We start from the raw sequence: 13,539 nt of genomic DNA, 5'->3' as shown, positions 1-13,539 counted from the left end.
AACATATGATGTTCACGGGCCTTGCGTCGAATTATTCTTTTAGCTCAATAAAAATCTTGCGCCGCCAATTCAGACTGCGCCAGCCAGACCGGTTTATCACTGGTTTTCGCCCAGACACGGTGTAGGTAGCTATAAAAACGGGCACGATCTTTACGAAAAAGCATCACTGGCAGCGCCAGTGTACCCATCAGGATCACGGCGCTACGGCGCAAGAGAACCTGATGTAATGGGTATGCATTGTACATGGACATAATGATCCTCCTTTAAAACGCCGTGGTGTAACAGACAGTTAGCCCTAATTAACCATGGGCCTATTACCGCTTGGCGTTGAAAGTAAAATAAACAAAATTGAAAACTGGACAAAATTTTACCGCATTGATTGAAACTTTACCACTCATCCGACCACCCAATCACATAAAAACAGAAAAAAACCACCAATTCTGTAATTTTGTTACAAGCAAGTTAACTTAACCTTGTACTGTGTTGCACTAGCGTTACCAGTAATTGGTGAGTTAGAAGACTGAATGTAATTCCCCAGAAAATACCCATTCTGCTCACTCAATTTACTACCACATATCGCCACTGACTAATTTACACGCATTTTTAGGTTATTTTTTGAGCATTTTTATACTTTTTTTACACTCTTTCCCATTTTTTTATCAAGAACTTTTCTTACAACTTCCTAAGCTGTTGTTATCAAAAACTGAGTTATCAAAAACTGAGTTATCAAAAATAAGCGCTGTGGAGGTGTATCGTGAGTTTCAGCATCATTAGTGGTGCGCTGTTGGTCCTGCTGCTTCTGGGCTATCTGGTTTATGCCTTGTTTAACGCGGAGGACTTTTAAATGGCAGCGTCAGGATTTCTGCTCATTGCCAGCTTCATGCTGGTGTTGTTGGTGCTGTCCCGTCCATTGGGACGTTTTTTGGCCCGCCTTATCGAAGGTGAACCCTTTGCCCCATTACAAAAAGTCGAGGCAGGTTTATGGCGTTGTAGTGGGGTAAAAACTGAGGAGATGAATGGCTGGCAATATGCGCTGGCAATCCTCTGCTTTAACTTGCTGGGAATTGTGTTGCTGTTTGCGCTGTTAATGGCCCAAGGTTCATTGCCACTGAACCCTGAAAATATGCCAGGCATGTCATGGCATCTGGCACTGAATACCGCAGTCAGCTTCGTGACCAATACTAACTGGCAAGCCTACAGCGGTGAAAATACGCTCAGTTATCTGAGCCAAATGGCCGGACTGACGGTACAAAACTTCCTGTCTGCCGCAACCGGTATCGCCGTCGCTTTTGCGCTGATCCGTGCCTTTGCCCGCCATTCTGCGGCCACTCTGGGTAATGCCTGGATTGATCTGGTGCGTATCACCTTATATGTCTTATTGCCGATTGCACTGATCATCGCCCTGATTTTTGTCAGTCAGGGAGTATTACAAAATCTGGATAGTTACCTGCATATCACCACGCTGGAAGGGGTAAAACAGACGCTGCCAATGGGGCCGGTGGCATCGCAGGAAGCCATCAAAATGCTGGGGACCAATGGGGGCGGCTTCTTTGGTGCTAACTCTGCCCATCCTTTTGAGAACCCGACGGCTTTCAGCAACTTTGTGCAGATGCTGGCGATTTTCCTGATCCCTTGTGCACTGTGCTTTGCTTTTGGTCAAGTGGTCGGGGATAACCGCCAAGGCCATGCCCTTATCTGGGCCATGTCATTGATTTTTGTGGTGGCCGTGGTGGTGGTGATGTACGCCGAACTGGCCGGTAACCCGCATTTAACCCAATTGGGTGCTGATAGCAATATCAATATGGAAGGTAAGGAATCCCGCTTCGGTATCCTGGCGACCAGCATGTACGCCGTGGTCACCACTGCTGCGTCTTGTGGTGCGGTGAATGCCATGCACGACTCCTTTACCGCCTTGGGTGGCATGGTGCCAATGTGGCTGATGCAAATAGGTGAAGTGGTGTTTGGCGGCGTCGGTTCCGGTTTGTACGGCATGCTGTTATTCGTGCTGCTAACGGTCTTTATTGCCGGGTTGATGATTGGCCGTACCCCTGAGTATCTCGGCAAGAAAATCGACGTATTTGATATGAAAATGACCGCGCTGGCCATTCTGGTCACTCCGGCTATCGTACTGCTGGGTACCGCACTGGCACTCGGCACCGATACAGGGCGAGCGGGAATACTCAACCCCGGCGCGCATGGTTTTAGTGAAGTGCTCTATGCCCTCTCCTCTGCGGCAAACAACAACGGCAGCGCCTTTGCTGGCCTGAGTGTCAATACACCTTTTTATAATCTGCTGTTGGCTGCGGCGATGTTCTTCGGGCGATTTGGCGTAATTCTGCCGGTGCTGGCCATTGCCAGTTCACTGGTGGCGAAGAAACGACAACCTGCCGGTAACGGTACCCTGCCAACCGCCGGGCCACTGTTTATTGGTTTGCTGGTAGGTACGGTGTTGCTGGTCGGCGCATTGACCTTTATCCCAGCACTGGCCTTAGGCCCGGTTGCGGAACATCTGCAAATTTGGTTAACACGCTGATTATATTACCAAAGAAGAGAGAATAATTATGACCCGCAAACAACGCGCGATTTTTGAACCCGCACTGGTTCGTACTGCGCTTATTGATGCTGTGAAAAAACTGGACCCGCGCGTCCAGTGGCGTAATCCAGTGATGTTCGTGGTCTACCTGGGCAGTTGGCTAACCACCCTGATTTGGCTGGCAATATTAAGCGGCCAAACCACCGGTAGTGCCATGTTTACCGGTAATGTCGCCCTGTGGCTGTGGTTTACCGTGCTATTTGCCAACGTTGCCGAAGCATTGGCTGAGGGGCGTAGCAAAGCGCAGGCCGAAAGTCTGCGGGGGGTGAAAAAAACCAGTTGGGCTAAAAAACTGTCGGAAGCGCGCTTTGATGCACCGCAGGAGAAAGTCTCTGCCGACAGTTTGCGCAAAGGCGATGTGGTGTTGATCGAAGCCGGTGACACTGTGCCATGTGATGGTGAAGTACGGGAGGGCGGTGCATCGGTGGACGAAAGTGCCATAACGGGCGAATCGGCACCGGTTATCCGCGAGTCCGGGGGGGACTTTTCCTCCGTCACCGGTGGTACTCGCGTGCTGTCAGACTGGCTGGTGGTTGAGTGCAGTGTGAACCCCGGTGAAACCTTCCTTGACCGAATGATCGCCATGGTTGAGGGCGCGAAACGGCACAAGACACCCAATGAAGTGGCACTGACCATTTTGTTAATCGCGCTGACTATCGTCTTTTTATTGGCAACCGCCACCCTGTATCCGTTTTCGATTTTCAGTGTTGCAGCTAACCACGCCGGTAATCCGGTCACCATCACCGTATTGGTGGCGCTGCTGGTTTGCCTGATCCCCACCACTATCGGTGGCTTACTGTCTGCCATCGGGGTTGCCGGGATGAGCCGCATGTTAGGGGCAAACGTCATTGCCACCAGCGGGCGTGCTGTGGAAGCGGCTGGTGACGTTGATGTGTTGCTGTTAGATAAAACCGGCACCATCACCCTCGGTAACCGCCAGGCGTCTGAGTTTTTACCGGCTCCCGGTGTCACCGAGCAACAGTTGGCAGATGCCGCGCAGCTCTCTTCCCTCGCTGATGAAACACCAGAAGGCCGCAGTATCGTGGTCCTTGCCAAACAGCGTTTTAATCTGCGTGAACGAGACTTGCACAGCCTGAATGCCACCTTTGTCCCCTTCTCGGCGCAAACCCGCATGAGCGGCGTAAACGTGCAAGACCGGATGATCCGCAAAGGCGCGGTGGATGCTATCCGCCGCCATGTGGAAGCCAATCAAGGCCACTTCCCACGGGCAGTAGAGGATGCGGTAGAAAGTGTTGCCCGCAGCGGTGGTACGCCATTAGTGGTCGCCGATGGGCCACGAGTGCTGGGTGTGGTGGCACTGAAAGATATCGTGAAAGGCGGCATCAAAGAACGTTTTGCCGAGCTGCGCAAAATGGGCATCAAGACAGTGATGATAACCGGTGATAACCGCCTGACTGCGGCCGCCATTGCTGCCGAAGCGGGGGTCGATGATTTTCTGGCCGAAGCCACACCGGAAGCCAAGCTGGCGTTAATTCGTCAGTATCAGGCGGAGGGCCGGTTAGTGGCAATGACAGGTGACGGCACCAATGACGCCCCAGCGCTGGCACAGGCTGATGTCGCCGTGGCGATGAACTCCGGGACACAAGCCGCCAAGGAAGCAGGCAATATGGTGGATTTGGACTCGAATCCGACCAAGCTTATCGAAGTGGTACATATCGGTAAGCAAATGCTAATGACCCGAGGCTCGCTGACTACCTTCAGTATCGCCAACGACGTCGCCAAGTATTTCGCCATCATTCCGGCAGCATTTGCCGCTACCTATCCACAGCTCAATGCCCTGAACGTGATGCAGTTGCACTCACCCGCGTCGGCAATACTGTCGGCGGTTATCTTTAATGCGCTGGTGATTGTGTTCCTGATCCCACTGGCTCTGAAGGGTGTTAGCTATAAAGCGATGAGTGCCGCGGCCCTGCTACGCCGTAATTTGTGGATCTACGGTCTGGGCGGCTTATTGGTGCCCTTTGTTGGTATCAAACTGATCGATCTGGTGCTGACCGCCCTGATGATGAGTTGAAAGTACCGTAATGGCCATTGCCTCTTTGGGTGATGGCCGGTTTTAAGCACTAATTGAAGAGGCAAACCTTATGTCATCAATAAAAGATATGTCATCGCCCTCCACAGCAAGTCTGTCATACCTGCGACCGGCTTTAGTTTTACTGATATTACTGACACTTATCACTGGGGTCGCTTATCCTCTGCTGACTACTGGGCTGGCAAAGTTAATATTTCCTCAGCAAGCTCAGGGTTCACTGGCCATGCTGGGTGATGAAGTGGTCGGCTCCACCTTGCTAGGGCAGAACTTTACTCAACCGGGTTATTTTGCTGGTCGCCCATCGGTAACGGCAGATATGCCTTATAATCCAATGGCCTCAGGCGGCAGTAATCTGGCTATCAGCAACCCAGCACTGGATCAAGCCATCAGTGAACGCGTTAAATTGCAGCGTCAGGCTAACCCGACCCAAACCGGCCCGGTACCGGTTGATCTGGTTACCGCATCCGGCAGTGGTCTTGATCCCAGTATTTCACTGGAAGCGGCCTATTATCAGGCCCCCCGGATTGCCAGTGTACGCCAGATGCCGTTGTCTGAAGTGAAACAGTTAATTGATAGTAACCTGCAAAAAGCGACACCTAATTTCTTCGGTGAATCAGTGGTCAATGTGCTGAACCTGAATATGGCGTTGGATGCCCAAAGTCACGTAACAGTACCGGCCAAACCAGTAAAATCTTAAGGACATAGCATGGTGGATGCAGAACCAACCCGCCCGGACCCCGATAGCCTGCTCGCGGCCGCCAATGAAAAGTCGCGTGGGCGGTTGAAAGTCTTTTTTGGCGCCTGCGCCGGAGTGGGTAAAACTTACGCCATGCTACAAGAAGCTCAGCGCCTACGGGCGCAGGGGCTGGATGTGCTGGTTGGGGTGGTAGAAACTCACGGACGCAGCGAAACCGCCGCATTGTTAGAAGGATTAGCCATTCTGCCGCAGAAACGAATCCATCACCGTAACCGTCAGGTGCGGGAGTTTGATTTGGATGCTGCGCTGGCTCGCCATCCGGCGCTCATCCTGATGGATGAGCTGGCACACAGCAATGCCCACGGCTCCCGCCATCCCAAACGCTGGCAGGATGTCGAAGAACTGCTGGATGCCGGTATTGATGTGCTGACAACAGTCAATGTGCAGCATTTAGAAAGCCTGAATGATGTGGTGGGTGGCGTGACCGGTATCCGAGTGCGGGAAACGGTACCCGACCATATGTTTGATGAAGCCAGCGAAGTGGTGCTGGTTGACCTCCCCCCTGATGACCTGCGCCAGCGTCTGAATGAAGGTAAAGTTTATATCTCCGGTCAGGCAGAACGCGCCATCGAGCATTTCTTTCGTAAAGGTAATTTAATCGCCCTGCGCGAACTGGCCCTGCGCCGTACCGCAGATAGGGTTGATGACCAAATGCGTGCCTACCGTGACACTCAGGGCCGCGAACGTGTCTGGCATACCCGTGATGCTATTTTATTATGTATTGGTCATGACAGCGGTAACGAAAAACCGGTCCGAACTGCGGCCCGACTGGCTGCCCGGCTGGGCTGTATCTGGCATGCGGTGTATGTGGAAACCCCACGCCTGCATGGCCTGCCGGAAGCTAAACGTCGGGCTATCTTGCGAACCCTTAAATTGGCGCAAGAGTTGGGGGCAGAAACAGCCACCCTGTCAGAACCCAGTGAAGAGCGGGCGGTACTGCGTTATGCCCGTGAACACAATCTGGGTAAAATCATTATTGGCCGCCGGGCAGAAAAACGTTGGAAACTACGAAGCAGCTTTGCTGATCGTCTGGGTAAACTGGGGCCGGATCTGGATTTGGTGATTATTGCACTGGAAGGTGATGGCACCACCAGTACGGTAAAAGAAAGTGACTCGCGTACCTTCACTGAAAAGTGGCGTATGCAACTGCGCGGCTGTGTCGCCGCCATCGGCTTGTGCGCATTGATCACGCTATTGTCACAGTGGCTAATACCCGGTTTCGATCAGGCAAACCTGGTGATGGGTTATCTGCTCGGTGTGGTGATCATTGCCCTGTTCTATGGTCGCTGGCCGTCGGTGCTGGCAGCATTTATCAACGTGGCCAGTTTCGATCTATTCTTTGTCCAGCCACACTGGTCACTGGCCGTCACTGATGTGCAATATCTGGTGACTTTTGGTGTGATGCTGATTGTCGGGATCGTGGTCGGTAATCTAACCGCCGGGGTGCGCTATCAGGCCAGAATTGCCCGTTATCGCGAGCAACGTGCCAGACATCTGTATGAGATGTCACGGGGGTTAAGCCGCGCTCTGACACCGGCTGATATTGCCAAAACCAGCCGTCACTTCCTCTCCAGCAGTTTTCAAGCCAAAACGGACCTGTTACTGCCACAAGAGGATGGGCGTTTACAACAAATCGCCACCGATGACGGCAACACACTTTCCGTCGATGAGGCTATTGCTCGTTGGAGTTTTGACCAAGGTGCGCCTGCTGGTGCGGGGACGGATACCCTGCCTGGGGTGCCTTATCAATTACTGCCGCTGACCGCATCCAAACAAACCTTGGGTGTACTGGCGATTGAACCGGCTAACCTGCGCCAGTTAATGGTGCCGGAGCAACAGCGCTTACTGCAAACCTTTACCAGCCTGATTGCTAACGCACTGGAAAGGCTGCATCTGGCACGCAGTGCCGAGCTGGCAAAGCTGGATGCTGAACGGGAGCAACTGCGTAACTCACTGCTGGCCGCACTGTCACATGACTTACGGACGCCACTCACCGTATTATTCGGTCAGGCAGAGATCCTAACACTGGATTTGGCGGCGGAAGGTTCGCGCCATGCCCCGCAAGCCAATCAAATACGCCAGCAGGTATTGAGTACCACCCGGTTGGTGAATAACCTGCTCGATATGGCACGTATTCAGTCTGGCGGTTTTAATCTACGTAAAGAGTGGCAGTCGCTGGAGGAGATCGTCGGCAGCGCGTTACATATGTTGGAAACCACCCTGAGTCATCATCAGATTAAGGTCGAATTACCTGATGAAATGGTGTTGATCAACTGTGACGGCAGCCTGCTAGAGCGAGTTTTTATCAACCTGCTAGAGAATGCCCATAAATATGCCGGTTACAAGGCAGTGCTGGGGATACGGGCAACAGTGCAAGGCGAGTGGCTCAAGGTAGAAGTATGGGATAATGGCCCCGGAGTTACCTCGGGGCAGGAGCAACTGATTTTTGATAAATTTTCCCGTGGTAACAAAGAGTCAGCAATTCCTGGGGTGGGCTTGGGTTTAGCCATTTGCCGTGCCATTATTGATGTACACGGCGGGCGTATCTGGGTTGAGAAAAGTCAAGATGGCGGGGCCAGCTTCCGCTTTACTCTGCCGCTGGAAAAAGCACCGGAAATTGATGGTGAAAACATTGATAGTGAACACCTTGATACTGAAAAATAATATACCCTAAATAATTCGAGTTGCAGGAAGGCGGCAACTGAGTAAGTCCCCGGGAGCTTACATAAGTAAGTGACCGGGGTGAGCGAAAGCAGCCAACGCACAAGCAGCTTGAAGTATGACGGGTATGAGGAGAAGTGACTATATCCCCGACTAACATCCTGATAGTAGAAGATGAAAAAGAGATCCGGCGCTTTGTTCGTATTGCGCTGGAGAGCGAAGGCTGGCGGGTATTTGAGAGTGATACTCTGCAACGGGGGCTAATTGAAGCCGGTACCCGTAAACCAGATCTGATCATTTTGGATTTGGGCCTGCCGGATGGTGATGGTCTCACCTATATTCAGGATCTCCGTCAGTGGAGTGCCATCCCGATTATCGTGTTATCGGCTCGCAACAATGAAGAAGACAAAGTGGCCGCACTGGATGCCGGTGCCGACGATTATCTGAGTAAACCCTTTGGTATTAGCGAATTACTGGCTCGAGTGCGGGTTGCTTTGCGCCGTCATAGCGGTGGGAGTCAGGAAAGCCCATTGGTGAACTTTGCTGATATCAGCGTGGACTTGATCAACCGTCAGGTCACCCGATCCGGTGAAAACCTACACCTTACGCCAATCGAATTTCGCTTACTCTCTGCATTATTGGCGAATACCGGTAAGGTGATAACCCAACGCCAGTTACTCACTCAGGTCTGGGGGCCTAATTATGTCGAACACAGCCATTATCTGCGTATTTATATGGGCCACTTACGTCAGAAATTAGAAACCGACCCCACCCGTCCCAAACACCTGCTAACGGAGACCGGAGTGGGTTATCGCTTTATTCTATAACAATATATTTACTAACAGATTTATCATTGATGCTGGGAAAAAACAGTTTGGCAGAGTAGCATCAGTTTTTTAAATGCTAACGGATCTTATTATCATGAGTACTTGGTTGATTTACGCACTGTTATCCGCCCTCACCGCCTCTTTGGTGGCAATCTTCGGCAAGATTGGTCTGCAACATTTAGATGCTAATACCGCAACCGCAGTACGTGCAGTGGTTATGGCGCTGTTTCTGGTTGGCGTGGTCGTGGTTCAGGGTAAATTTAATCTGGTCGGTGCCGTATTGGCAGATAAAAAAGCCCTGTTATTTGTGGTGCTCAGTGGCGTCGCTGGCGCGCTATCCTGGCTGTTCTACTTTATGGCCATTAAAAATGGCAATGTCTCACAAGTGGCACCAATTGATAAACTCAGCGTGGTTTTCGCCGTGATCCTGGCCTTCATCCTGTTTGGTGAAAAAATCTCGCTGGTGGCGGGATTAGGGGTGGCGCTGATTACTGCGGGTGCTTTGATGGTCGCATTGGGGTAATCTATTCATAATATAAATTAAAAAAATAAAATTCATTACACCGTTTTAATTAAGTTTCACAAACAAACGCCGCATATTTAAAACATTATACTATCTCAATAGATAATATTGCTCCCCCCTTACCGCTATAAATAATTAGTCATAGTCACCCTGTCACTGATTTTTAGTTTGTACCTCTCCGCAAGAAATAGCGCCTGGCGGCGCTATTTCTTGGCTGTAATTACTGTTTACCGGCCAATACGTCACTGACAATATCTACCGCTTCCTGCTCTATCTTTTCACGGTGCTCTGCGCCAAGGAAGCTTTCACAGTAAATTTTATACGCCTCTTCTGTGCCAGATGGACGCGCGGCAAACCAGCCATTAGCCGTCATCACTTTCAGGCCGCCAATCGATGCGCCATTACCGGGTGCTGTGGTTAAGCGAGCGGTAATAGGGTCACCTGCCAGAGTACTGGCTTTCACCATCTCAGGAGACAACTTGGACAGTGCTTCTTTCTGCGCCTGCGTTGCCGGGGCCTGAATACGGTTATAACTTGGCGCACCAAAACGCTGGGCTAAATCATCATAGTGATGCTGTGGGTTTTTGCCGGTAATCGCCGTAATTTCTGCCGCTAACAGGCACATGATAATGCCGTCTTTGTCAGTAGACCACGGATTGCCGTTAAAGCGCAGGAAAGACGCCCCGGCACTCTCTTCACCACCAAAACCAAAGCTGCCGTCATGTAACCCATCGACAAACCATTTAAAACCGACGGGGACTTCCACCAGCTTACGCCCCAAATCAGCCACGACGCGATCAATCATCGCACTGGAAACCAGAGTTTTACCTACCGCCACATCAACACCCCATTGTGGGCGATGCTGGAACAGATAATTGATCGACACAGCAAGATAATGATTCGGATTCATCAATCCGGCTGGAGTCACAATGCCGTGACGGTCATAATCTGGATCATTGGCAAAGGCTAAATCAAATTTATCGCGCAACGCCAACAGCCCGGCCATCGCTGATTCTGACGAGCAATCCATGCGGATCACCCCGTCATGATCAAGATGCATAAAGCGGAAGGTTTGATCGATAGAATCATTAACTAACGTCAAGTCCAACTTATAGTGCTCACCAATGCGTTGCCAGTAGGCAATACCGGCCCCGCCGAGCGGGTCGACACCTAATTTGAGACCAGCAGCTTGAATAGCAGGAATATCGACTACATCGACCAAGCCTTCTACATAGGGCTGAATCAAATCTTGTTCACGCAGATGATTGCCGCGCCAGGCTTTATCCAGTGTCTGACGTTTGACACCGTCTAATTTCAGCTCAAGTAATTGGTTGGCGCGCTTTTCGATAACCGAGGTCAGATTAGTATCTGCCGGGCCGCCATTCGGTGGGTTGTACTTGATGCCACCATCTTCAGGCGGGTTGTGGGACGGCGTAATAACAATACCGTCAGCCAAGGTTTTACGCTGCACGTTATAGCAGAGAATGGCATGTGAAATAGCCGGTGTTGGTGTAAAACCGTTATCTTGTTGGACCACAACATCTACACCGTTCGCCGTCAGCACTTCCAACACCGAAATAAACGCCGGTTCAGACAATGCGTGGGTGTCTTTCCCCACATAACACGGGCCGGTAATGCCGTGTTGGTGACGAACTTCTGCGATCGCCTGCGCGATAGCCAGAATGTGTGCTTCATTAAAACTGTGGCGTAATGAACTGCCACGGTGGCCGGATGTGCCAAATTTGACCGCATGGGCCGGATTTTCAGCGTCTGGCTGCAAGACATAATATTGCGATGTCAACTGAGCAACATTTATCAAATCGCTTTGCTGAGCGGGTTGCCCGGCACGAGGGTGATTAGCCACAGTCACTACTCCCTATAGACTCATCATCTTGCCAGTTGCAGGTGCCTTGGCGGCCTACAACTCGAATTATTCAGAGTATAGTTTCAACGAAATTAGATAGTTCCGCACACTTTATCAGCCAAATCCGGCGGGAACTGCATTGCCAGCATGATATGTTGCACCATGCTGCGTTTACGCTCGGTATTGGTATTGGTAATCACCCAGTATGGCGTACCTGGGACATGTTTGGGCTTGGTGTGCGTCCCATTTTGTAACAATGTCTGTTGGTCACCGGCAAAATAGACCCGGGTGCGGCCATGTAGCGATTCGGTTGCTGCGGTAAATGCTTGCGCATCTAGCGTATAAAGTGTTGATAGCACTAACATAAAGCGATTAACCGCCCTATTTTGTTCAGCATATTCATCGGACAGCAGCAATTCGCGCACTGCACGAACCCGATCCCGTGGTGCCGAGGGAGTCGCTACTTTTGCCGTATCATTACGGGTGGGTAAACTGGCTACCGGCTGACCGGCCGTAAATTTCAGCATACGCCGTAAAATATCGGACGCGCTCTCACCAATGTGTTGCGTGTGGCTGGCAATATAGCGATAAAGTTCTTCGTCGAGTTCAATAGTTTTCATCTTTATCCAGTACGGTTTTCTACTTTCTTATGCATATCTAAAGATTATAAAGTCAAAGCGCGCTGACGAGTACCTTTATCATGGTATATCCGCATAAATACCCAACGCCACACGCAGCAACTCAATAATCCACATAAACCTGATGATAAGGCAAATAATTGTGGGGCAGCAGACCCTTGCTCAGGCATGATACCCTAACCAGAATTTCTCTCAGTATGAACTTCGCCATGAAATTAAACTTCCGCTTACAAAACGCACTTTCTCCCACGCCTGGCCTACCCATTATTCTGATCCATGGGTTATTTGGTAACCTTGATAACCTGGGTGTATTGGCCCGCGACCTGCAAAAAGACCATCACGTCATTCAGCTTGATTTGCGCGACCACGGTTTATCGCCCCGTTCGCCACAGGTTAATTACCCGGATATGGCGCAAGATGTACTGGAGCTGATGGACCAACTCGCCATAGAAAAAGCGATTATTATCGGCCATTCGATGGGTGGCAAAGTCGCAATGGCGCTGACGGCAATTGCCCCTGATCGTATAGAGAAACTGATCGCGATTGATATCGCACCGGTCAATTATCAGGTGCGCCGTCATGATCAGATTTTTGCCGCTCTGAATGCGGTCAATGCTGCGGGGGTAACTCAACGCCAGGCAGCCGCTCAACTGATGCGCGAGTTTATAAAAGAAGAAGGGGTTATCCAGTTCCTACTGAAATCATTTCAGGGTGGCGAATGGCGCTTTAATGTGCCTGCGCTGTGGGACCAATACGAAAATATTGTTGGCTGGCAGCCGATCCCTGCATGGCCACATCCCATCTTGTTTATTCGCGGCGAACTGTCTCCTTATGTTCAGGACAGCTATCGTGATGATATCGCCCGTCAGTTCCCACAAGCCAAAGCACATGTCGTGGCAGGAACCGGTCATTGGGTACATGCGGAAAAACCGGACTCAGTGTTACGGGCGATCCACCGTTTTATCGATACAAAATAGAGTTACGCACCAGTAGGTTGATTAAAATTTATACCCTGGGGAAAAGAAATGTATTTCCTGTGGAAAAATTGTGCAAAAAAGAACGAATTAACCCAATCTAATCACAGTAAAGCATTGTCGTTGCTCAGTTGGCTGGGGTATTATGGCGCGCTATAATTTTGCTGCGGTATATGGTCGCTGTTCTTGGCTATAACCGGTGCAAATACAAATTCAGGCTGCGATATATAGGTCATTCGATGCGTTCTATCTATGCTCTCAAACTGAAATGTGTTAACCGAATCGTCAGACAAGGCTCCGTCACGCTTTCTGATGTCAATCCCTTGCAGTAACGCTACCTATGGCAAAAGAACAAACGGATCGCACCACGCTGGATCTGTTCGCAGATGAACGCCGTCCGGGACGCCCGAAAACAAACCCATTATCCCGTGATGAACAGCTTAGAATTAATAAGCGAAATCAACTGCGACGCGATAAAGGACGTGGCTTACGACGCGTGGAACTGAAGATTAATGCCGATGCTGTCGATGCGCTCAATAGTCTTGCCGAGCTGCGTAACATCAGCCGCAGTGAACTGATTGAACAAATGTTGCTTGCTCAGTTAGCACACTCACAAGATGGGTTTTAACCCTATCGGTTACCACGACGG

General features: G+C 50.7%; 12 protein-coding genes. 9 read left to right on the top strand and 3 right to left on the bottom strand.

From position 1 onward, the window contains the following. Window positions 1–44: 44 nt before the first annotated feature. On the bottom strand, window positions 45–251 hold the full coding sequence (locus AEP37_RS05790; protein WP_049611207.1) for a YbfA family protein: 207 nt from the start codon (window positions 249–251) through the stop codon (window positions 45–47). Between the two features lie 503 nt (window positions 252–754). Between AEP37_RS05790 and AEP37_RS05785 the strand changes: the two genes are divergently transcribed. The 7 genes from AEP37_RS05785 to AEP37_RS05755 all read left to right on the top strand — a co-directional run bounded on the left by AEP37_RS05785 (window position 755) and on the right by AEP37_RS05755 (window position 9,414). Further along, the gene (locus AEP37_RS05785; RefSeq protein WP_032907040.1) at window positions 755–844 is read left to right on the top strand and encodes a K(+)-transporting ATPase subunit F; all 90 of its coding nucleotides are present in this window, start codon (window positions 755–757) and stop codon (window positions 842–844) included. Then, the gene (kdpA, locus tag AEP37_RS05780) at window positions 845–2,533 is read left to right on the top strand and encodes a potassium-transporting ATPase subunit KdpA (protein WP_049611203.1); all 1,689 of its coding nucleotides are present in this window, start codon (window positions 845–847) and stop codon (window positions 2,531–2,533) included. Between the two features lie 28 nt (window positions 2,534–2,561). Next, window positions 2,562–4,628 (top strand): potassium-transporting ATPase subunit KdpB, encoded by a 2,067-nt coding sequence (kdpB, locus tag AEP37_RS05775; protein ID WP_049611200.1) that lies wholly within the window; start codon window positions 2,562–2,564, stop codon window positions 4,626–4,628. 70 nt (window positions 4,629–4,698) lie between these two features. Further along, on the top strand, window positions 4,699–5,343 hold the full coding sequence (gene kdpC / locus AEP37_RS05770) for a potassium-transporting ATPase subunit KdpC (protein WP_049611198.1): 645 nt from the start codon (window positions 4,699–4,701) through the stop codon (window positions 5,341–5,343). Window positions 5,344–5,352: 9 nt separating this feature from the next. Next, complete coding sequence (gene kdpD, locus AEP37_RS05765) at window positions 5,353–8,067, top strand: two-component system sensor histidine kinase KdpD (RefSeq protein ID WP_049611195.1); 2,715 nt, start codon at window positions 5,353–5,355, stop codon at window positions 8,065–8,067. 134 nt (window positions 8,068–8,201) lie between these two features. Next, a complete protein-coding gene (kdpE, locus tag AEP37_RS05760; RefSeq protein ID WP_049611192.1) occupies window positions 8,202–8,891 on the top strand; it encodes a two-component system response regulator KdpE in 690 nt (229 codons plus the stop codon). A gap of 94 nt (window positions 8,892–8,985) precedes the next feature. Then, window positions 8,986–9,414, top strand: coding sequence for an EamA family transporter (locus AEP37_RS05755; protein ID WP_004875614.1), 429 nt, complete (start codon window positions 8,986–8,988; stop codon window positions 9,412–9,414). 220 nt (window positions 9,415–9,634) lie between these two features. On the opposite strand, the gene pgm is transcribed toward AEP37_RS05755, so the two are convergent. After that, window positions 9,635–11,278: a phosphoglucomutase (alpha-D-glucose-1,6-bisphosphate-dependent) gene (gene pgm / locus AEP37_RS05750; RefSeq protein ID WP_049611189.1), complete on the bottom strand. Its 1,644-nt coding sequence runs from the start codon at window positions 11,276–11,278 to the stop codon at window positions 9,635–9,637. A gap of 92 nt (window positions 11,279–11,370) precedes the next feature. Further along, the gene (gene seqA, locus AEP37_RS05745; RefSeq protein WP_049611186.1) at window positions 11,371–11,898 is read right to left on the bottom strand and encodes a replication initiation negative regulator SeqA; all 528 of its coding nucleotides are present in this window, start codon (window positions 11,896–11,898) and stop codon (window positions 11,371–11,373) included. Window positions 11,899–12,125: 227 nt separating this feature from the next. Between seqA and ybfF the strand changes: the two genes are divergently transcribed. Next, window positions 12,126–12,893: an esterase gene (ybfF, locus tag AEP37_RS05740; RefSeq protein WP_049611183.1), complete on the top strand. Its 768-nt coding sequence runs from the start codon at window positions 12,126–12,128 to the stop codon at window positions 12,891–12,893. Window positions 12,894–13,230: 337 nt separating this feature from the next. Continuing rightward, entirely contained in the window at window positions 13,231–13,518 is a 288-nt protein-coding gene (ybfE, locus tag AEP37_RS05735; RefSeq protein ID WP_049611180.1) for a LexA regulated protein, read from the top strand. Window positions 13,519–13,539: the final 21 nt, after the last annotated feature.

Source organism: Yersinia pekkanenii (genome assembly GCF_001152565.1).
GTDB classification, from domain to species: Bacteria; Pseudomonadota; Gammaproteobacteria; order Enterobacterales; family Enterobacteriaceae; genus Yersinia; species Yersinia pekkanenii.
This window is presented reverse-complemented; position numbering and strand designations above follow the sequence as displayed.

Bases quoted from the DNA above. Each gene is read 5' to 3' on its own strand.
- AEP37_RS05790 (WP_049611207.1), bottom strand. From the start codon at position 251: ATGTCCATGTACAATGCATACCCATTACATCAGGTTCTCTTGCGCCGT.
- kdpA (WP_049611203.1), top strand. From the start codon at position 845: ATGGCAGCGTCAGGATTTCTGCTCATTGCCAGCTTCATGCTGGTGTTG.
- kdpB (WP_049611200.1), top strand. From the start codon at position 2,562: ATGACCCGCAAACAACGCGCGATTTTTGAACCCGCACTGGTTCGTACT.
- kdpC (WP_049611198.1), top strand. From the start codon at position 4,699: ATGTCATCAATAAAAGATATGTCATCGCCCTCCACAGCAAGTCTGTCA.
- kdpD (WP_049611195.1), top strand. From the start codon at position 5,353: ATGGTGGATGCAGAACCAACCCGCCCGGACCCCGATAGCCTGCTCGCG.
- AEP37_RS05755 (WP_004875614.1), top strand. From the start codon at position 8,986: ATGAGTACTTGGTTGATTTACGCACTGTTATCCGCCCTCACCGCCTCT.
- seqA (WP_049611186.1), bottom strand. From the start codon at position 11,898: ATGAAAACTATTGAACTCGACGAAGAACTTTATCGCTATATTGCCAGC.
- ybfF (WP_049611183.1), top strand. From the start codon at position 12,126: ATGAAATTAAACTTCCGCTTACAAAACGCACTTTCTCCCACGCCTGGC.
- ybfE (WP_049611180.1), top strand. From the start codon at position 13,231: ATGGCAAAAGAACAAACGGATCGCACCACGCTGGATCTGTTCGCAGAT.